Annotated in this window: 19 protein-coding genes; 9 read left to right on the top strand and 10 right to left on the bottom strand. The window is 75.7% G+C overall.

Going from position 1 to position 18,319, the window contains the following annotated elements; translation table 11 throughout:
- Positions 1-8: 8 nt before the first annotated feature.
- The 3 genes from ACWGB8_RS22815 to ACWGB8_RS22805 all read left to right on the top strand — a co-directional run bounded on the left by ACWGB8_RS22815 (position 9) and on the right by ACWGB8_RS22805 (position 2,727).
- The gene (locus ACWGB8_RS22815; RefSeq protein WP_452215397.1) at positions 9-137 is read left to right on the top strand and encodes an LAETG motif-containing sortase-dependent surface protein; all 129 of its coding nucleotides are present in this window, start codon (positions 9-11) and stop codon (positions 135-137) included.
- Positions 138-351: 214 nt separating this feature from the next.
- Positions 352-1,374 carry a glutamine synthetase GlnII gene (glnII, locus tag ACWGB8_RS22810; protein WP_452215392.1) on the top strand — a complete coding sequence of 341 codons (1,023 nt, stop codon included), beginning with the start codon at positions 352-354 and terminating at the stop codon, positions 1,372-1,374.
- Positions 1,375-1,629: 255 nt separating this feature from the next.
- Entirely contained in the window at positions 1,630-2,727 is a 1,098-nt protein-coding gene (locus ACWGB8_RS22805) for an LLM class flavin-dependent oxidoreductase (RefSeq protein ID WP_452215391.1), read from the top strand.
- A 72-nt stretch (positions 2,728-2,799) separates the two neighbouring features.
- Here ACWGB8_RS22805 and ACWGB8_RS22800 read toward each other — a convergent pair whose 3' ends face one another.
- On the bottom strand, positions 2,800-3,900 hold the full coding sequence (locus tag ACWGB8_RS22800) for an NAD(P)H-dependent flavin oxidoreductase (RefSeq protein ID WP_452215390.1): 1,101 nt from the start codon (positions 3,898-3,900) through the stop codon (positions 2,800-2,802).
- A 12-nt stretch (positions 3,901-3,912) separates the two neighbouring features.
- Positions 3,913-4,503, bottom strand: a complete 591-nt coding sequence (locus tag ACWGB8_RS22795) for an NAD(P)H-dependent oxidoreductase (protein ID WP_452215389.1) — start codon at positions 4,501-4,503, stop codon at positions 3,913-3,915.
- A 142-nt stretch (positions 4,504-4,645) separates the two neighbouring features.
- On the opposite strand from ACWGB8_RS22795, the gene ACWGB8_RS22790 reads away from it, so the two are divergent.
- Positions 4,646-5,254 carry a TetR/AcrR family transcriptional regulator gene (locus ACWGB8_RS22790; protein ID WP_452215388.1) on the top strand — a complete coding sequence of 203 codons (609 nt, stop codon included), beginning with the start codon at positions 4,646-4,648 and terminating at the stop codon, positions 5,252-5,254.
- 57 nt (positions 5,255-5,311) lie between these two features.
- On the opposite strand, the gene ACWGB8_RS22785 is transcribed toward ACWGB8_RS22790, so the two are convergent.
- The 5 genes from ACWGB8_RS22785 to ACWGB8_RS22765 form a co-directional block, all read right to left on the bottom strand.
- Complete coding sequence (locus ACWGB8_RS22785) at positions 5,312-5,995, bottom strand: phosphonatase-like hydrolase (RefSeq protein WP_452215387.1); 684 nt, start codon at positions 5,993-5,995, stop codon at positions 5,312-5,314.
- 13 nt (positions 5,996-6,008) lie between these two features.
- Positions 6,009-7,130 carry a TIGR03364 family FAD-dependent oxidoreductase gene (locus ACWGB8_RS22780; protein WP_452215386.1) on the bottom strand — a complete coding sequence of 374 codons (1,122 nt, stop codon included), beginning with the start codon at positions 7,128-7,130 and terminating at the stop codon, positions 6,009-6,011.
- 102 nt (positions 7,131-7,232) lie between these two features.
- The gene (locus tag ACWGB8_RS22775) at positions 7,233-7,763 is read right to left on the bottom strand and encodes a hypothetical protein (protein WP_452215385.1); all 531 of its coding nucleotides are present in this window, start codon (positions 7,761-7,763) and stop codon (positions 7,233-7,235) included.
- A gap of 115 nt (positions 7,764-7,878) precedes the next feature.
- On the bottom strand, positions 7,879-8,523 hold the full coding sequence (locus ACWGB8_RS22770) for a phosphatase PAP2 family protein (RefSeq protein ID WP_452215384.1): 645 nt from the start codon (positions 8,521-8,523) through the stop codon (positions 7,879-7,881).
- Positions 8,520-9,323 carry a DedA family protein gene (locus ACWGB8_RS22765; RefSeq protein ID WP_452215396.1) on the bottom strand — a complete coding sequence of 268 codons (804 nt, stop codon included), beginning with the start codon at positions 9,321-9,323 and terminating at the stop codon, positions 8,520-8,522. The genes ACWGB8_RS22770 and ACWGB8_RS22765 overlap by 4 nt, the downstream gene beginning before the upstream one ends.
- A gap of 267 nt (positions 9,324-9,590) precedes the next feature.
- Between ACWGB8_RS22765 and ACWGB8_RS22760 the strand changes: the two genes are divergently transcribed.
- Positions 9,591-11,264 carry a GAF domain-containing protein gene (locus ACWGB8_RS22760; protein ID WP_452215383.1) on the top strand — a complete coding sequence of 558 codons (1,674 nt, stop codon included), beginning with the start codon at positions 9,591-9,593 and terminating at the stop codon, positions 11,262-11,264.
- Here the strand turns inward: ACWGB8_RS22760 and ACWGB8_RS22755 are convergent.
- Positions 11,213-11,716 (bottom strand): SsgA family sporulation/cell division regulator, encoded by a 504-nt coding sequence (locus ACWGB8_RS22755; RefSeq protein ID WP_452215382.1) that lies wholly within the window; start codon positions 11,714-11,716, stop codon positions 11,213-11,215. The two genes, ACWGB8_RS22760 and ACWGB8_RS22755, sit on opposite strands and share 52 nt — an antisense overlap.
- 496 nt (positions 11,717-12,212) lie before the next feature.
- On the opposite strand from ACWGB8_RS22755, the gene ACWGB8_RS22750 reads away from it, so the two are divergent.
- The 4 genes from ACWGB8_RS22750 to ACWGB8_RS22735 all read left to right on the top strand — a co-directional run bounded on the left by ACWGB8_RS22750 (position 12,213) and on the right by ACWGB8_RS22735 (position 16,458).
- Entirely contained in the window at positions 12,213-13,508 is a 1,296-nt protein-coding gene (locus ACWGB8_RS22750) for a hypothetical protein (RefSeq protein WP_452215381.1), read from the top strand.
- 279 nt (positions 13,509-13,787) lie between these two features.
- Positions 13,788-15,050, top strand: a complete 1,263-nt coding sequence (locus ACWGB8_RS22745; RefSeq protein ID WP_452215395.1) for a TerD family protein — start codon at positions 13,788-13,790, stop codon at positions 15,048-15,050.
- A gap of 208 nt (positions 15,051-15,258) precedes the next feature.
- Positions 15,259-15,705, top strand: a complete 447-nt coding sequence (locus ACWGB8_RS22740) for a hypothetical protein (protein WP_452215380.1) — start codon at positions 15,259-15,261, stop codon at positions 15,703-15,705.
- A 147-nt stretch (positions 15,706-15,852) separates the two neighbouring features.
- Positions 15,853-16,458, top strand: a complete 606-nt coding sequence (locus tag ACWGB8_RS22735) for a GDSL-type esterase/lipase family protein (protein WP_452215379.1) — start codon at positions 15,853-15,855, stop codon at positions 16,456-16,458.
- Positions 16,459-16,488: 30 nt separating this feature from the next.
- Here the strand turns inward: ACWGB8_RS22735 and ACWGB8_RS22730 are convergent, their stop codons facing one another.
- Both ACWGB8_RS22730 and ACWGB8_RS22725 read right to left on the bottom strand, forming a co-directional pair.
- Positions 16,489-17,193 carry an RraA family protein gene (locus ACWGB8_RS22730; protein ID WP_452215378.1) on the bottom strand — a complete coding sequence of 235 codons (705 nt, stop codon included), beginning with the start codon at positions 17,191-17,193 and terminating at the stop codon, positions 16,489-16,491.
- A 187-nt stretch (positions 17,194-17,380) separates the two neighbouring features.
- Entirely contained in the window at positions 17,381-18,310 is a 930-nt protein-coding gene (locus tag ACWGB8_RS22725) for a proline dehydrogenase family protein (RefSeq protein ID WP_452215377.1), read from the bottom strand.
- Positions 18,311-18,319 lie beyond the last annotated feature (9 nt).

Here is an 18,319-nt window from a genome sequence, read left to right as displayed (position 1 = left end):
ACGGCCACCTGGCCGCCACCGGCAGCAGCGGCTCCACCGCGCCGCTCGCCGCCGGTTCGGTGGCCCTGCTGCTGGTGGGCGCCGGCGCCCTCCTGGCCACCCGCCGACGCCGCGCCGCGCACGCCCGCCGCTCCTGAGCCGGGCGCCCGGACCGCACCCGGACCGCGGGCCCGTACGCCGGGCCGGGTGCCCTCCCGCCCGCCGGGAGTGCCGCCGACGGCACTCCCGGACAGTGACGGTGTCGACGCGGACGGTTGGTTCACATGGGCGTTACATGAGAGGAACAACCGGGAAACGGCGGCTTGCGACGCTACGCGGGCACCCACCACTCAGTTTGCGAGGTACACCGCCGTGGCAATCAAGGCCGAGTACATCTGGATCGACGGCACCAAGCCGACCGCCAAGCTCCGCTCCAAGACTCGGGTCCTGCCCAACGCGGACAAGATCCCGACCTGGGGCTTCGACGGTTCGTCGACCAACCAGGCCGAGGGCCACGCCTCCGACCGCGTGCTGGAGCCGGTGAAGGTCGTCAAGGACCCGATCCGCGGCGGCGACAACATCCTGGTCCTCTGCGAGGTCCTGGAGACGAACGGTACCGCGCACGAGTCGAACACCCGCGCCCTGCTGCGCGAGGTCGCCGAGAAGTACTCCGCCCAGGAGTCGATCTTCGGCATCGAGCAGGAGTACACCTTCTTCAAGGGCTCCCGTCCGCTCGGCTTCCCGGAGGGCGGCTTCCCGGCCCCGCAGGGCGGCTACTACTGCGGTGTCGGCGCCGAGGAGGTCTTCGGCCGCGAGATCGTCGAGCTGCACCTCGACCGCTGCATCGACGCCGGCCTGGCGATCTGCGGCATCAACGCCGAGGTCATGCCCGGCCAGTGGGAGTTCCAGATCGGCCCGGTCGACGCGCTGACCGTCTCGGACGACCTGTGGATCGCCCGCTACCTGCTCTACCGCACCGCCGAGGAGTTCGGCATCGACGCCACCCTGGACGCCAAGCCGGCGAGGGGCGACTGGAACGGCGCGGGTGCGCACACCAACTTCTCCACCAAGGCGATGCGTGAGGGCTACGACGCCATCATCACCGCCTGCGAGTCGCTGGGTGCCTCGCAGGAGATCGTCCTGGAGCACGTCAACCAGTACGGTGACGACATCCAGTCGCGCCTGACCGGCAAGCACGAGACCGCCCCGTGGAACGTCTACAGCTACGGCGTCTCCAACCGTGGCGCGTCGGTCCGCATCCCGTGGCAGGTCGAGGTGGACCAGAAGGGCTACATCGAGGACCGCCGCCCGAACGCGAACGTCGACCCGTACGTGGTCACCCGCCTGCTGATCAACACCTGCTGCGAGGCTCTGGAGAAGGCCGGCCAGGTCTGATCCGAGCCCCCGAGGCCGCACCGGAGCCCGGCGTTCCTCCCCGGAGGAGCGGCGGGCTCCGCCGTTCCCCGGCGCCCCCGCCCCCTTGATCCGGGGCGGCCGGCGCCGGGACAATGGCCGCCATGACCGCCCCCGCCGCCCCGCTGGTCCGACGCCTGCACGTCGACCTCGCCCGGGTGTGCGCGGACGGCTGTCGCTCCTGACCCGCCCCCGAGTCCACCCCACCGGCACCCGGCCGTCAGGAGCACCGCACCCATGTCCCTCACCTTCCACTGGTTCCTGCCCACCAACGGCGACAGCCGCCACGTCGTCGGCGGCGGACACGGCTCCACGCCCGGCACGGCCGGCTCGGACCGCCCGCCGAGCATCGCCTACCTGGGGCAGATCGCCCGCAGCGCCGAGCAGTTGGGCTTCGAGGGGGTGCTGACGCCGACCGGGGCCTGGTGCGAGGACGCCTGGCTGACCACCGCGATGCTGACCCAGGTGACCGAGCGGCTGAAGTACCTCGTCGCGTTCCGGCCCGGGCAGATCAGTCCGACGCTGGCGGCGCAGATGGCCGCGACCTACCAACGGCAGTCCGGCGGTCGGCTGCTGCTCAACGTGGTGACCGGCGGGGAGTCCGCCGAGCAGCGCGCCTACGGGGACTTCCTGGACAAGGACGCCCGGTACGCCCGGACCGGGGAGTTCCTCGACATCACCCGGCGGCTCTGGGCGGGCCGGACGGTCGACCACCACGGCCCCCATCTGCGGGTCGAGCGGGCGGTGCTGAACCGGCTGCCGGACCCGGTGCCGGCGGTGTACTTCGGCGGCTCCTCCCCGGCGGCCGGCGACGTCGCGGCGCGGTACGCGGACGTCTACCTGACCTGGGGCGAACCGCCCGCCCAGGTACGGGAGAAGATCCACCGGATCCGCGAACTGGCCGCCGCGCGGGGCCGGTCGATCCGCTTCGGCATCCGGCTGCACGTCATCACCCGGGACACCTCCGCGCAGGCGTGGGCGGAGACCGAGCGGCTGCTCGCCGCGATGGACCCGCAGCGCGTCCGGGAGACCCAGCGGGCGCTCGCGCTGAGCGAGTCGGAGGGCCAGCGCCGGATGCTCGCCCTGCACGGCGGCTCGGCGGAGCGGCTGGAGGTGCACCCGGGCCTGTGGGCGGGCATCGGGCTGCTGCGCGGCGGGGCCGGTACCGCGCTGGTGGGCAGCCACCGCGAGGTGGCCGACCTGATCACCGAGTACCACGGGCTGGGCATCGACGAGTTCGTGCTGAGCGGGATGCCGCACCTGGAGGAGGCGTACTGGTTCGGCGAGGGCGTGCTGCCCCTGCTGGCGGCCCGCAGCCTCTGGAAGCACCCGTAGCCGGTCCCCGCTCCGGGGAGGGCGGACCGGTCCCGGCCCCCCTCCCCGGCGATCCGCAGCCCCGGCCGCGGATCAGCGCCCCAGCACCCGTTCGGTGTCGGCGAGCAGGAACTCGACGTACGCCCGGGCCGCCCGCGGCCGGGTGAGCGGGGCGGCCTGCCCGGACCACAGGTTGAGCAGATCGGCGTCGCCCCGGGCGGCCGCGGCCCGGCGGATCGGCAGCATCAGCGCGTTCTGCACCGGGTACGGCGGCACCTCGTCCTCGTACGCGGCGAGTTCGCGGACCAGCCGGTTGGGGATGCCGCGCGCGGGCCGGCCGGAGAACAGCCTGGTCAGCACGGTGACGGCGCCCTCCGGTCGGTGCAGGGCGGCCTTGTGGACGGTGCTCGCGCCGGACTCCTCGGTGGCGAGGAAGCCGGTTCCGATCTGGACGCCGTCCGCGCCGAGCGCCCAGGCGGCGGCGATGCCCCGGCCGTCCGCGATGCCGCCCGCGGCGATCACCGGGACGGACACCGCGTCCGCGACCTGCGGCACCAGCGCAAAGGTGCCCACCAGCGACTCCCGGACCGGCCGCAGCCAGGAGCCCCGGTGGCCTCCGGCGTCGCTGCCGGAGGCCACCACCGCGTCCAGTCCGGCGGCCTCCAGGGCGAGGGCCTCGGCGACGGTGGTGGCGGTGCCGACGGTCACGATGCCCGCCCGCCGGGCTCGGCGCAGCACCCCGGCCGGCGGAACGCCCATCACGAAGCTGATCACCGGCGGGCGGGCCGCCAGCAGGGCGTCGACCTGGGCGGCGAAGTCGGGTGCGGGGTCGGGGGCCCCGTCGAGCGGGACGCCGAGTTCGGCCGCCAACGGGCCCGTCCGTTCGGCGTGCCGGGCGAGTTCCGCGTCGGTCGGGGCGTCGGCCTCACCCGGCTGCGGCACCCAGAGGTTGACCGCGAAGGGCCCGTCGGCAGCCCTGCGCAGTTCGGTGACCAGGTCGCCGATCCGCTCCGGCGCGAGGAGGTGCGCCCCGTACGAGCCGAGTCCGCCGGACCGGGTGACCTCGGCGGCCAGGGCCACCGAGGAGAGGCCGCCGCCGAAGGGGCCCTGGACGAGGGGGTGCCGGATGCCGAGGAGGTCGGTCAGTCGGCCGCCGTACCGGCCGAGGGCGGGGCCGGGGGTTCCGGTGCTCATGGCGGTCCCCTTTCAGGCAGCGGCGGGCGCGAGGCGGGCGGCGGTCTCGGCGACCCGGCGGCCGAGGTGCTCGGCGGTCCGAAGGTCGCCGTCGCCCGGGTGCCCGTCGGGTCCGAGGTCCGAGGGCGCCTGGGCCATCGCGCCGAGGAAGCCGCCGAGCCGGTTGAGGTCGTCGGGGGTGCCGTCGGAGGTGAAGAGCCAGCCGGGCGGCAGGCCGAGGCTGACCCAGTGCATGCCGTGCTGGGCGGCGAGCACGGCCATCGAGACCAGCGCGTTGAGCTTGTCGCCGTTGACGCCCGCCGAGGTGGTGAAGCCGGCCGCGAGCTTGCCGGACCAGCCCTGCTCGGCCCAGACCTTGCTGCTGGCCTCGGCGAAGGCCTGGAAGACGGCGGACGGGCTGCCCATGTAGGTGGGCGAGCCGAAGACGATGGCGTCGGCCCCGGCGAGCGACCGCCAGAGCGCGTCGTCGAGCGCGGCGACGTCGTGCAGGACGGCCCGGGTGCCGGGGACGGACGCGGCCCCCGCGGCGACGGCCCGGGCCTGGCGGGCGGTGTGCCCGTACCCGCTGTGGTAGGCGATGGCGACCGTGGTGGTCGAGGACATGGCTCTCCCCTCCGATGCGTCGGCCGGGTCCGACCGGACGGCCCGGCGCGGCCGGAGCCCGTTCGGCTCCGGCGGATCGTCACAGTAGACGACCGGTCAACTATGTGGCAATAGATAGTTGACCGCCCGTATACTCCCGGTCATGGGACGGACGAGCACCGCACGCGAGCGACTCCTGGACGCGGCCTGCGACCTGCTGCGGTCGCGCGGCTACGCCACCATCGGCATCGCCGAGATCTGCGCCCGGGCCGACGTGCGCAAGGGCAGCTTCTACCACTTCTTCGAGTCGAAGCAGGCGCTCACCCTGGAGGTCGTGGACGCCCACTGGCGCGCCCAACGGGCCGACTGGCTCGCCGCCCTGCGCAGCGGGGAGCCCCCGCTCGTCCGTCTGGAGCGCCTGTTCGGCGGCACGGCGGCGGTGCAGCGGCAGACCCAAGAGGCATACGGGGCGGTCAGCGGCTGCCTGTTCGCCAACCTCGCGCTGGAGCTCACCGCCGAGGAGCAACCCGTCCGGGCCCGGCTGGCGGAGATCTTCGACGAGGAGGTCGAGCTGGTCCGGGGGGTGCTGGCGGAGGCCGCCGCCGAGGGGTCCGTCCCGGCGGGATCGGCGAGCCGGGAGAGCGCCCGGGCGGCGGTCGCCCAGATGGAGGGCATGGTGCTGTTCGCCAAAATCGCCGACGATCCGGCCGTGCTGGACGGGCTCTGGCCCCAGCTCTCCCGCCTGCTCGGCGCCGCCCCGGTCGGCGCCTGAAGACGGTCGTGATCGGGGCGGCTCCGCGCGGAGCCGCCCCGACCGCGACCTCCAGGCTCAGGCCGGCGCCCCCAGCAGGGCCGGCAGCTCCGTCACCGAGGCGAGCACGTGGGTGGCGCCGTCCGCCCGCAGCCGCGCCTCGTCGTGGGCGCCGGTGAGCACCCCGGCGACCACCGGGGCACCGGCCCGCACCCCGGTCAGCATGTCGTAGCCGGTGTCCCCGGCGACGGCGATCTGCCGCACCGAGTCGGTGCCGGTGCGCAGCAGCGCGGTCAGCGCGAGGTCGGGGTACGGGCGGCCGCGCCCGGCCTCGGCGGGGCAGAGCGTGAGGTCGGCGATGTCCTCCCAGCCGAGGGCGGCGAGGATGCGGTCCTGGGTGGGCCGGGAGAAGCCGGTGGTGAGGACGACCCTGCGGCCCCGGCCGCGGAGTTCGGCGATCGCCTCGGCGGCGCCGGGCAGGGCGGCGCAGTGGCCGGCGTCGACCAGGTCGTGGTAGGCGGCCTCGAAGGCCAGGTTGGCCTGCCGGGCCCGGTCCTCGGCGCCGAAGAGGTGGCGGAAGACGGAGATCTTGGATTCGCCCATGGTGGCCCGGACGTGCTCCAGCATGCGGGCGTGCTCCGGGCCGTCGGGCTCGACGCCGAGGGCTCCCGCGGCAGCGCGGAAGGCCTGCTCGACCAGTCCGTCGTCGGCGACGGTGGTGCCGGCCATGTCGAGGACGACCAGGCGGATGTCGGTGCTCATGCGGTAGCTGCCTTTACAGGTTGGCGAGGTCGGCGGTGGTCTCGGCGATGGCGGGCGAGCAGGTCATTCCGCGTCCGCCCGGTCCGGTGACCAGCCAGACGCCGTCCCGGACCCGCTCGCGGTGGACGACCCGGGTGGTGTCGACGCACTGCGCGTACACCCCGGCCCAGCGGCGGCGGATGCGGGGCAGCGGCCGGCCGAGCAGGTCCTCGGCGACGGCGGCGAGGTGGTCGTACGGGTCCTCCACGACGTCGAAGCCGAAGGGCTGGTCGTACTCGTGGGTGTCGCCGACGGTGAGCCCGCCGTCGCGGCGCTGGACCATCAGCAGCTGCATCCGGTGCTCGGCGGCGGTCTCCGGCTGGGGCTGGACGGCCTTCAGCCGCTCCAGGGCGCTGCCCGCGAAGGCCGGGTAGTAGCGGAAGCTGTCGCCGTCGGCGACCGAGGTGGTCAGCGGCTCGTCGAGCGGGTCGGTCTGCATCATCTGCAGCCGGACCCGGCGGACGGGCAGGGCGGGAGCCAGTTCGCGGACCAGGCCGCCCAGCCAGGCGCCGGTGCAGAGGACCACCAGGTCGCCGTGGTGGACCTCGCCGTGGTCGTCGCGGACGGCGCGCTCGCCGATCACCTCGCGGACCTCGCGGCCGGGCAGGAAGGTGTAGCGGCCGCTCCGCTCCAGCGCCCGGCGCAGGGCCGGCTGGGCGGTGCGCGGCTCGACGGCGGCGTCCCGTTCGCAGTGCAGGGCGCCGAGCAGCCCGCCGCGCAGGGCGGGGTTGAGCGCCCGGGCCTCGGCGGGGTCGAGCAGCCGGTAGCCGCGCTCGGCGGCGTCGGGCAGGGTCAGGGCCTGCTCGGCGACGGCGAGTTCGGCGGCGGTCCGGACGGCGGTGAGCGAACCGTTGGCGCGGAAGCCGAGTCCGGTCACCTCGGCGCCGATGCGCTCCCACAGCTCGCGGGCGCGCAGGGCGGTGGCGAGCTCCTCGCCGCCGGCCCGACCGCTGACCCAGACCAGACCGAAGTTGCGCACCGAGGCGCCGCGCGCCTCGGTCTCGCGCTCCAGGTGGACGACCTCGTGGCCGCGCTCGACGGCCTGCCAGGCGTGCATGGTGCCGAGCACGCCCGCTCCTACGACGATGACTCTCATGCGGCCAGGCTGGTGCCGCCAGGTGTCCGAGGGGCGTCCGGGCGGGGGCCCGGAGGTGAACCACCTCGAAAAGTTGTACAGACAACCCGGCGGCACCCGGGCTCAGCGCGCCACCTTCGCCCGCAGGTAGTTGCGGCGTCCGAAGGCCGGCTCGTCCACCACCGTCAGCTCCTCCACCTGGAACCGGTACAGCGCCGCCGCACCCCCGCCGGTCAGGAACAGCCGCTGCGTCGCGTCGTCCGGCGCGAAGGACGGGAACCGCTCCCGGTACGCGGCCAGCGCCGCCTCGGCCTGCCGCCCCCACGCCTCCCCCGCACTGCCCGCCAGCTGGACGCCGCGCAGCTGCTCGCCGAAGACCGGCGGCGGCAGGAAGACCGTCGCGGCGGCCCGCGCCTCCTCGGTCAGGTGCAGGCTGTGCCGGGTGGAGCGCTCGCTGACGAAGTACAGGACGAGGTCCTCGTCGTACGCGAAGAACGCCAGGTTGGCGTGCGGGCCGCGCTCCGGGCCCGCGGTGGCGAGGCTGAGCACCAGGCTCTCGGCGAGGAGGCCCTCCACGCCCTTGCGGAACTCCTCCACCCGGGCCGGATCCCCGGTCGGCCAGTCACCCTGCGTGATGTCGAGACGGTACGGCATTGGCGCATCCCTCCGCTGGCACGGCTGAGCCGGGCGGGCGCCCCGGATCCCCAGGGGCTCCGCGCCCGGCTCACATGCTCTCCCTGCCACCCCGCCCGCACAAGGGTCGGAGCGCTCAGCGCGGAACCCCGCCCGCCGCCGCGGCCCCGGCCCCGAGCAGCGGCCGCAGCGAACCCGCCCGCGCCCGCTCGACCAGCGGCGCCGCCCGGCCCGCGACCAGGGTCAGCGGCAGCGCCACCAGGACGCCGACCAGGGAACCGATCAGCACGTCGTGCGGGTAGTGCACGCCCACCCAGACCCGGGAGAGCGCCATCAGCACGGCGGCCACCGCGGCCACCCGCCCCAGCCGCCGGTCGACGCAGCCGAGCGCGGTCGCCGCGGCGAAGGCGGTCACCGAGTGGTTGCTCGGGAACGACCAGTCGCCGGCCGGCGGACAGGACTCCAGCGTGCCGCCCACCAGGAGCTGCGCGCACGGCCGCACCTCCTCCACCAGGCCCTTCAGCGCGGAGTTCACCCCGTATGCGGCGACCACCACCAGCGGCGAGGCGAGCACCCGGGCCATCACCACGGGGCCGGCGCCGCGCGCCCGCCACCAGGCCAGCACCATCAGCACGGCGAACAGGGTCAGGCCGAGCGCCGACCAGAGCCGCACCAGTTCGTCCAGCCAGCCGGGCGCGGCGTCGGCCCAGCCGACCACCCGGGTGTAGAGGCCGCCCGAGACCCCGCTGCCGTCGTAGACGGCGAGCCGCTCCTCCGTCACGTACCGTCACCGCCGCGGCGGTCCGGACCGGGCAGGTCGGCCCGCTCGGCACGGCCGTCCGCGGCACCGGAGCCGTCGGGCCCCGAGCCGGTGCGGCCGCTGCCGTCGGGCCCGGAGCCGTCGGGCCCGGAGCCGGTGCGGCCGGCCTTCCGCGCGCGGAACACTTCGAGAACGATCGGAATCACGGAGACAACTACTACCAGACCGACCAGGGGTAGCAGATAGCGGTCGATATCGGGTACCGACGAGCCGAGCGCGTACCCGGCCAGCACCAGGCCCACCGTCCACACCACCCCGCCCGCAACCTGCCAGAAGGTGAAGGTGCGCACCGGCACCCGGACCACCCCGCAGAGCGGGTTCAGCACCGTCCGCACCACCGGCACGAACCGGGCCAGCACGATCGCCCGGCCGTGCCCGTACCGGTCGAGCAGCCGTTCGGCCCGTGCGGCCCCCTCCAGCAGGCTTCGTCGGCGGGTCCGGGCGAGCAGCGCGCGCCCGCCGCGCAGGCCGATCAGGTAGCCGGTCTGGGCACCCAGCACCGCCCCCGCCAGCGCGGCCGGCAGCACCTGGTACAGCTCCAGCTGCGGTCCGTCGGTCGCCCCGGGCACGCAGAGCAGCCCCGCGGTGAACAGCAGCGAGTCGCCGGGCAGGAAGAAGCCGACCAGCAGTCCGGTCTCGGCGAACAGTACGACGAAGATGCCGAGCGCCCCGAAGGCCGCGAGCAGCGACGACGCGTCCAGCAGGTCGACGGACAGGGCGGTCACCGGTCCTCCCGCGGCAGCCTGGCCCCCTCCTCCGATCGTCCACCGGCCGCCCCGGCAGGGCCACCGGGACGGTCCGCGCGGGGCCACCGGGACGGTCCGCACGGGGTCGGCGGGAGGGTCCGGGAGAGGCCACCGGGACGGTCCGCGCGGGGCCACCGGGACGCCCGGAACCACCGCCTTCCGTGCCCCTGCGGCAAATCCCCTGCCATTCGCCGACTCCGTCCCCATCCCCGGGCAGCACCCGTAATCTTTCGTCAGCGCGCCGGTCCCGGCGTGCCGGCGGACGGCGGCGAGGAGCACCGAGTGCGGCAGACCGGACGGCAACCCGGCGGGCAGTCCCGGCGCACCGGGCGCCGACCCGCGCCGACCACGGCGGAGCTCGCCGCGCTCCACGACCGTGTGCTCTCCTCCGACCGGCCGCCCCGCGACACCGCCGACCTGCGGACCGCCGCCCGCACCGGCCCGAGCGCGCCGGCCGAGACCCCCCGCCCCGAGATCGGCGACTCCTGGGAGCGCCTGCGCCGCCTCGGCCTGGACCCGGACCGCGGCGCCGCCGCCGTCCACCTCGGGCCCGCCGAGGTGGAGCACCGCCGCCGGGTCAGCGGGCTGGACCCGCTGCTGCCCGTCCTGCGGGACACCCTGCTGGCCCCGATGGGCCAGACCCCGCTGCTGCTCGCCGTCGCCGACGCCGAGGGCCACGTCCTGTGGCAGGAGGGCGAACGGCAACTGCGCCGCAGCGCCGACCGGATCGGCTTCCTCACCGGCGCCCGCTGGGTGGAGGAGAACGTCGGCACCAACGGCATCGCCAGCGCGCTGCGGGCCGAGCGCCCGATGCAGGTCCACTCCGCCGAGCACTACCTGCGCAGCCACCACGCCTGGACCTGCGTGGCCGCCCCGGTGCACGACCCGAGCACCGGCCGGCTGGTCGGCGTGGTCAACCTCAGCGGCCCCGCGCAGAACGTCCAGCCCTACCTGCTGCAACTGACCGCCACCGCCGCCCGGCTCGCCGAGACCGAGCTGCGGGCCCGCCGCCTGGAGTCGCTGCACCACCTGCGCACCGTGGCCACCCCGCTGCTGGCCCGGCTGCACGGCCCGGCGCTGGTCGTCGACGCGGCCGGCTGGACGGCGGCGGCGGCCGGGCTGCCGCCCACCACCCGACTGCGGCTGCCCGCCGACGGCTGGGCGCCCGGCCCGGTGCAGTGGCTGCCCAGCCTCGGCGAGTGCCTGGTCGAACCGCTGGCCGACGGCTGGCTGGTCCGCCCGGTGCAGTCCCCGGACGGCCCCGACGCGGCGGGCGCGAGCGCCGAACAGGCCGAGGGCGCCCGGCTCCGGCTCGACCTGCGCCGCCCCGAGCGGCCCGAACTCTCCGTGCACGGCACGGCCGGCAGCTGGTCGCACGCGCTCAGCCCGCGCCACGCCGAGGTGCTGCTGCTGCTCGCCACCGAGCCCAACGGGCTCAGCGCGGCCCGGCTCGCGGAGGGCCTGTTCGGCGACCCCGGCCGGACGGTCACCGTCCGTGCCGAGCTCTCCCGGCTCCGGCGCCACCTGGGCGGGCTGCTGGCCCACCGGCCGTACCGCTTCACCGACTCGGTGCGAGTCTCCGTGGACGGCCCCGAGGACCCGTACGACCTGCTGCCGACCTCCTCGGCCCCGGCGGTGCGCCGGCTGCGGGCGGGGCTGGCGGCGGGGGCGGTACGGCTGCCGGGGCCGGCCCGGCTACCGGGCCGGCGCGGCCGTCCGGGCGAGCCGCGGCCGCCCGGGCACCAGACCGCCGGGCATCAGACCACCGGGCACCCGCAGCCCGGACACCCCTCGGCCGGGCACCGGCCGCAGGTCCACCAGGCACAGGTCCACCAGGGACCGGTTCACCAAGCACCGGTTCACCAGGCGTCGGCTCACCAGGCGCCGGTTCACCAGGCGCCGGTTCACCAACCGCCGGCGAGCAGTGCGGACAGCTGGGCGTCGGTCGGCCCGTAGGCGCGCTCGGCCTCCTCGGAGACCAGGGCGTAGGTACGGTCCAGCCAGCTCTGCACCTTGGGCCTGGAGACCTCCAACAGCGCGCTGCCGTGCGGCGATTCGAGCGCGAGGTGGAGGGTCGAGCCGTGGCAGGGGCAGTACGCGGGCCACAGTTTGACGTCGCCCTGGCCGCTCAGCGCGCCGAGGCCGTCGCGCAGCAGGTCCCGGGAGAACACCCAGTCGGCCTCGTCGGAGCGTCCGACGTGGAAGGTCAGCATCACCTCGTACGGGCGCGCCGCCTCGAAGCGGAACCTGGTCCGCACCTCGCCGACCACTTCCTCGCCCAGCGAGATCCGCAGGGTGAGCACCTCCTCCACCGCCGCCGGAGCGGCGGTGGAGCCTGCCTCATCGCCGCCCGTGGGGGTAGCGGCGAGAGGGGCACTGGAGGGTGCTGGCAGGGGGTCGGACGACATGACCATCTCTCCGGGAACGGCGTGGGATGTCATCAGCCTGCGTCATCCCGGGCGACCCGGGCAAGGGTTGCAAGGGGGTTGCAACGATCCCCTCGCGGGCTGCACGATCCTCCTCCGGGCATCGGACGGTCCGTCAGTTCGCCGTTCCCGAACGGGCGAACGGGCCCCCGCCGGTTACCGGCGGGGAACGATCGCGGACCGGTCGGGCGCTGCTACGCTCGTGCCCCCGTCCGCGCGGGCCGCCGAACGGGCCCTCGCTCCTGCCCTGTTCGACGGAAGCGCGCCCGTCGGACGTGCCGTGTTCGTACGGGGACATGTCAGACGGCTCGGCGGGCGTGGGACAATACGTCGACGCCGACGGCGGGTTGGGGCGGCAGCAGTCGACTTCGGCCGGTTCGGGACGGTTCGTTCGAACCGGTCCGCCGGTCCGCCGCCGGACGGTGCGGCCGGGGCGGCCGGGGCGGTACCGGGACGACATCAGGGGAGGGGGGGTCCGGTGGTTCTCCGGGAGGACACCGAGGGAACGGTGTTCCACACGGGCGGGAGCACCGCGCGCCAGGGACGGCACAGTCGGCCGAAGCCCTTCGGCGGCCGGCTCCGGCTGCCCACCCTCCGGTTCTCCGGCGCCGCGATGGCCATGTCCACGGTCGTCGGCATCAGCATCGCCACCACCCTGCTCCTCAACGAGCAGCAGGGCGTCGGCCGGCGCGCGGGCGTCGCCCGGATCGGGACCAGCGCTCCCCCGCCCGACCGTCCCGACGGCGACGGCAGCGGCCCGGACACCGGCACCCCGCACACCCCGGCCGGACCGCCCGCCCACGAGCCCTCCGCCACCGCCTCGCACCCCGTCGCCTCGGGCTCGCCGTCCGCCGGCCCCGCGGCCCCCACCGGGACGGCCTCGCCCACCGCCACCGCGGCCACCGACCGCCCGACCCGGAGCACCCCGGACCCGCAGCCGGTCGGGAGCGGCACCCCGGCCCCCGCCGCCTCGCCGAGCGCCCCCGGCCCGGACGCCCCGCACCCCGCCACCGGCACCGGCACCGGGGCGGGCGTCCCCTCCGACACCCCCGCGCCGACCGATCCGCGCCCGCTGGTGGGCTTCCCGCCTGCCTGGGCGGCCCCCGGCCCGGAGGGCCCCGGCACCCCCGGGCACGGCGGCGACGCCCCCGCCTCGACCGCCACCGGCGGCACCGGCCCGGAGGCCGCGGCCCCGGAGGGCTCCGACCAGGACGGCACCGACCCGGACGACGGCACCTGGGATGGCGCCGGCCCGGACGGCACCGACGGGGAGGGCATCGCGGACCGCGCCCTGGCCGGCCTCGCCACCGTGCAGTCGGTCGGCCGGGACGGCAGCCACCACCGGCTCGACCTCACCGTCACCGAGCCGCTGACCGCCCTGCAGGCCGAGTTCCGTCTGCTGCCCGGCGGCCGCGGGCCCGTCGGGGGCAGCGCCTGGACCGACCTGCCCGGCGCGGTCGCCACCGCCCACCAGGAGCGCGGCTCGCTGGTCTACCGCTTCACCGTCCCGGACGGCACCGACGTCCGGCCCGGCCGCTACAGCTTCGGGGTGCGCGGCGCCCGGACGGCCCCGCCGACCGGCCCACAGAAGGCCGCGGCGGAGAGCTGGAACGCCGCCGGCTTCGGCATCGAGCGCCCGCGCGCGGTGGCCGCCCTCGGCACCTTCGAGCCGTCCGCGCAGCCCGTCCCCGCCGACACCCCGACCGGCCTCCCGGGCACCGCCCCGACCGGCGCCCCCGGCGGCCCGCAGGCACCCCTTACCGCCGCCCGCTGACGCACCTCCCCGGGCGCCCTCCCCGGCGCCCGCCCCGGCGCCGGATCCGATGCCCGTCCCGGCACCCTCCCGAGCGGTCGCCCGGGCGGCCCCCGGAGCATCCTCCACCCCCCGCGCACGCATACGATCCGACAGGTCACGGCCCGTCTGCCGCCCGCACGGGCGAGCCCGTTCGTTACTGTGGGGGCAGTCGGCACGGCGGCCAACCCAGCGGCCCCGCACGCCGCGCCACCGCACCGCTGCATCCCCGCATCCGAGGAGGAGTTCGTGTCCACGGTCCTGACCCAAGGCGGCAACGCCCCGCTGACCGCCGCGCGGGTGACCGTCGAGGTCACCGCGCCCAAGGCGCTGGACGTTTCGGGCCTGCTGCTCACCGATGCCGGTAAGGTCCGCTCGGACGCCGACTTCGTGTTCTACAACGCCCCCAGCGGCCCCGGCGTCACCCACCGCCCGGCCTCCGCCGGCGCCCCCGACGCCATCGTCATCGACACCACGGGGCTCCCGGCGGGCATCACCAAGGTGGTGGTCACCGCCAGCCCGGACGAGGCCGGCGCCACCTTCGCGGGCATGGAGCCGACCGCCACCGTGCGGGACGCCGACAGCGGCCAGGTGCTGGTCACCTTCACCCCGCCGGCCCTCACCCGGGAGACCGCGCTGATCGTGGTCGAGGTCTACCAGCGCAACGGCGCCTGGAAGGTCCGCGCGGTCGGCCAGGGCTACGCCAACGGCCTGGCCGGCATCGCCACCGACTTCGGGGTCAGCGTCGACGAGGAGCCCGCCGCGGCGGCCCCGGTCGCCGCCCCGGCGCCGGTCGCCCCGCCCGCCCCCGCCCCGGTCGCGGCCCCGCCGGCTCCGCAGACCCCGCAGGCGCCGCCGGCCCCGGTCGACCCGCGGCTCGCCTACCCGGCTCCGGCCGCCGCCCCGGCGGCCCCCGCCGCGCCCGCGCCGGCCGCCCCCTCGCTCACCAAGGTCACCCTGGACAAGGGCCGGGTCAGCCTCACCAAGGGCGGCTCGGTCTCGCTGGAGAAGGGCGGCAAGCCGTTCCTCTCCTCGATCCGGATGGGCCTGGGCTGGGAGCCCGCCGGCCGCGGCCGCAACATCGACCTCGACGCCTCCTGCATCGCCTTCGACGCCCGGCGCGAGAAGCTGGACACCGCCTGGTTCATGAAGCTGGCGATCTTCAACGGTGCGATCGCCCACTCCGGCGACAACCTCACCGGCGAGGGCGGCGGCGACGACGAGTCGATCACCGTCCACCTGGAGGGCCTGCCGCCCGAGGTCTGCGGCCTGGTCTTCGTGGTCAACTCCTTCTCCGGGCAGAAGTTCACCGAGGTCAAGAGCGCCTACTGCCGGCTGGTGGACGCCTCCTCCAACCAGGAGCTGGTCCGCTTCGACCTCACCCAGTCCGAGTCGCGCACCGGCGTGGTGATGTGCAAGCTGGTCCGCCAGTACTCCGGCGAGTGGGTCATGACGGCGATCGGCGAGTACGTGGACGCCAAGACCGCCCGCGCCATGATCAAGCCCGCCGCGTCGATGCTCTGATCCGGACCGCAGCACCCGACCGACCGGGGGCGCTCCGGGAACCACCGGGGCTTGTCAGACAAGCCCTACGGCTCCCGGGCGCCCCCGGCGTCGTCGCGGGCGTCATGATGCCGGATCGGGACCGGACTTCGCCCCGATTTCCCCAGATCAGCGGCGTTCTGCGCAAGCGGCCCGAATCGGGGCGCAGCTGCGCGTACGGTGTCGAGGCATGACAGACCGTGGCCTGACCGACGAAGAGTCCCTGCGCGCGCTGGCCGCGCTCGAAGCCGCCTGGCGGGAGGACGAGGAGGCGCTGGCGGCCCTCGCCGCGCGCCGCCCGGAGGAACAGCCGCTGCCCCTGCTGCTCGCCCGCTACGGGGAGTTCACCGTCACCAACATCCTCGCGCTGGCCTTCGGGATCAACGGCGAGATGTCCGCGGAGGAGTTCGACGAGGCGTCCGAGCGGCTCGCCCGGAACGTGGTCGCCCGGATCTGCTCCGTCCTCTCCGAGACCCAGCAGGCCTGGGCCGCTTCGGCGGGCGACGACGTCGACGCCGCCCGGGAGATCGCCCGCTCGGTGATCGACGCCATCCTCGCCGTCACCGAGGGCGGCGTCGACGGCTCGGTGCTCCCCCTCCTCGGAGCGCTGCGCCAGCACGTCCTGAAGCGGACCTGAGGACGTCCGGCCGGCACCGCCGGGACGCGCCAACCCCCTTCCCCACGATCATGATTGACTGATCATCGGCCCACCACCCGGGCGGCGGCGCGGTCCGAGGGCCGGGCAGGTGCACCCCGGCGGCCCCGACTCCCCTACCATCCACCGATGCTGATCACTGACCTGCGCATCGTGTTCGTCGGCGACTCCTTCGTCCAGGGCATCGGCGATCCGGAGTACCGCGGCTGGGTGGGGCGGGTGCTGGAGGGGTCCGGCGCCGGGATCACCGCGTTCAACCTGGGGGTCCGCCGCAACACCTCCGCGGACGTCCTGGCGCGCTGGCGGCCGGAGTGGGCGGCCCGGTCGGTGCCCGGCGCCGACCACCGGCTGGTCGTCTCGTTCGGCGCCAACGACGCGATGCTCGAGGACGGCCGCCCCCGGGTCGCCCCGGCGGACACCCTCCGCAACCTCGCCACGCTGCTGGACGGCTGCCGCGAGCTGGGCGTCCGGGCCCTGGTGGTGGGCCCGCCGCCGGTGGTCGACGCCGGGCCCGGGGCACTGGAGCGGCTGGCCGCGACGGCCGACCGGATGGCGGAGCTCTGCACCGCGCAGGGCGTGCCGTTCACGCCGGTGACCCGGGAGCTGGCCGCCGATCCGGTCTGGACCGCCGAGGCGCTGGCCGGGGACGGCGCCCACCCGGGGGCCGGCGGCTACCGGCGGCTGGCCGGGCTGGTGCTCGCCGGGCCCTGGCGGCCGTGGCTCGGGTCGGCCTGAACCGGCCCGGCCCGGCGGGCATCGTCGGAGCTACTCCTCGATCGCCCCGCCGGTCCGCCGCAGGTGCTGTCGGAAGCTGTACGCCGGGTCGGCGGCGCGCCGCCGGAGGTAGGCGTCGAAGGAGGTCTGCGCGCGGAGCGTCTCGCCCGCCCGGATCCGGTCGGCCTGCGCGCGCTCGGTGTCGCGGATCCGTTCCGCCGCGGCGAGCACCTCCTCGACCCGGGCCGCCTCGACGAACAGCACCCCGTCGTCGTCCGCGAGCACCACGTCGCGGGCGTCGACCCGGTGCGGTCCGAAGCGGGCCGCGGTGAGGGCCTCGGGCTCCTGCGGGTCGAGCCGGAGCGGGCCGAGCGGCAGGCTGCCGTAGCTGTACACCGGCAGGCCGATCCCGACCAGTTCGGGGGTGTCGCGGTGCAGCCCCCAGACGACCAGTCCGGCCACCCCGGCGGCCTGTGCCTCCAGGACGGCGAGGTCGCCGATGCACGCCTCGTCGGTCCGGCCGCCGTTGTCGACGACCAGGACGTCGCCCTCCCGGGCCGCGCCGAAGGCCTCCAGGAAGACGTCCACGCTGCCGTAGTGCCGGACCGGCAGCACCCGTCCGGCCAGCCGGGCGGCGCCCGTACCGGCGCCCGCGACGGCGCGGATCCCGGCGGGCGCGGACCTGGGGGGCACCCCGAGCCGGACGCAGGCGTCGGCCACCAGCGGTGTGGACAGGTCAGCGAACCGCTTCAGCACAGCACCACGACTCCCCGGCTCGGCAGGCACGTCGGCACCCTACCGGGGCAGCCGCCCGCACCGCCCCGGCTCGCCGGAACCGGTACGGACCGGCAGGCGCGAACGGAGCGGGCAGGGCCGGAGCGGGCGTACGTGAACGGCCCGCACCCCCCTTCCACAAGGGGTGCGGGCCGCCGTACACGGGACCTCAGCCGCGCGTCGCCATGGCGCGCAGGAAGAAGGTCAGGTTGGCCGGGCGCTCCGCGAGGCGGCGCATGAAGTAGCCGTACCACTCCTCGCCGTACGGGAGGTAGACCCGCATGGTGTTGCCCTCGGCGGCGAGCCGCAGCTGCTCCTCGGGGCGGATGCCGAAGAGCATCTGGTACTCGAAGGAGTCGCGCTTGCGGCCGTTCCACTCGGCGAGCTGGCCGGCGATCTTGATCATGCTGGGGTCGTGCGAGGCGATCATCGGGTAGCCCTCGCCGGCCATCAGGACCTTCAGGGCGCGGACGTAGGCCAGGTCGACCTCGTGCTTGCCCTGGAAGGCGACCGACTCGGGCTCCTTGTAGGCGCCCTTGCACAGGCGGACCCGGGAGCCGGCGCCGGCGAACTCGCGGCAGTCGGCCTCGGTGCGGCGCAGGTACGCCTGGAGGACGACGCCCAGCCACGGGAAGTCGGCGCGCAGCTCGCGGGCGATGGCCAGGGTGGAGTCGGTGGTGGTGTGGTCCTCCATGTCGAGGGTCACCGTGGTGCCGGCGTCGGCCGCGGCCTCGCAGATCCGGCGGGCGTTCTCCAGGGCGATCTTCTCGCCGTCCACCGGCAGGAACTGGCCGACGGCCGACAGCTTGACCGAGACCTCGGCGCCGGCCGCGAGGCCGGTGTCCTTGAGGGCGGCGAGCAGGAGCTCGTACGCCTCGGCGGTGCCGGCGGCCTGGGCGGCGTCCCGGGTGTCCTCGCCGAGGTGGTCGAGGGTGACCTTCCGGCCGGTGGCGACCAGGTCGTCGCACGCGGTCACGGCGTCGTCGAGCTTCTCACCGGCGACGAAGCGCTCGACGATGGCGTGGGTCGGCGGGAACTTCTCGACCACGGTGCGGACCTGCGGGGAGCGCGAGGCCGCGAGGAGGGCGGAACGGAGCATCGTGACTCC

It is taken from the genome of Kitasatospora sp. NPDC054939 (assembly GCF_053610105.1).
This window is presented reverse-complemented; position numbering and strand designations above follow the sequence as displayed.

Bases quoted from the DNA above. Each gene is read 5' to 3' on its own strand.
- ACWGB8_RS22755 (WP_452215382.1), bottom strand. From the start codon at position 11,716: ATGTCGTCCGACCCCCTGCCAGCACCCTCCAGTGCCCCTCTCGCCGCT.
- ACWGB8_RS22800 (WP_452215390.1), bottom strand. From the start codon at position 3,900: ATGAGCACCGGAACCCCCGGCCCCGCCCTCGGCCGGTACGGCGGCCGA.
- ACWGB8_RS22740 (WP_452215380.1), top strand. From the start codon at position 15,259: ATGACAGACCGTGGCCTGACCGACGAAGAGTCCCTGCGCGCGCTGGCC.
- ACWGB8_RS22785 (WP_452215387.1), bottom strand. From the start codon at position 5,995: ATGAGCACCGACATCCGCCTGGTCGTCCTCGACATGGCCGGCACCACC.
- ACWGB8_RS22805 (WP_452215391.1), top strand. From the start codon at position 1,630: ATGTCCCTCACCTTCCACTGGTTCCTGCCCACCAACGGCGACAGCCGC.
- ACWGB8_RS22780 (WP_452215386.1), bottom strand. From the start codon at position 7,130: ATGAGAGTCATCGTCGTAGGAGCGGGCGTGCTCGGCACCATGCACGCC.
- ACWGB8_RS22775 (WP_452215385.1), bottom strand. From the start codon at position 7,763: ATGCCGTACCGTCTCGACATCACGCAGGGTGACTGGCCGACCGGGGAT.
- ACWGB8_RS22795 (WP_452215389.1), bottom strand. From the start codon at position 4,503: ATGTCCTCGACCACCACGGTCGCCATCGCCTACCACAGCGGGTACGGG.
- ACWGB8_RS22790 (WP_452215388.1), top strand. From the start codon at position 4,646: ATGGGACGGACGAGCACCGCACGCGAGCGACTCCTGGACGCGGCCTGC.
- ACWGB8_RS22725 (WP_452215377.1), bottom strand. From the start codon at position 18,310: ATGCTCCGTTCCGCCCTCCTCGCGGCCTCGCGCTCCCCGCAGGTCCGC.
- ACWGB8_RS22735 (WP_452215379.1), top strand. From the start codon at position 15,853: ATGCTGATCACTGACCTGCGCATCGTGTTCGTCGGCGACTCCTTCGTC.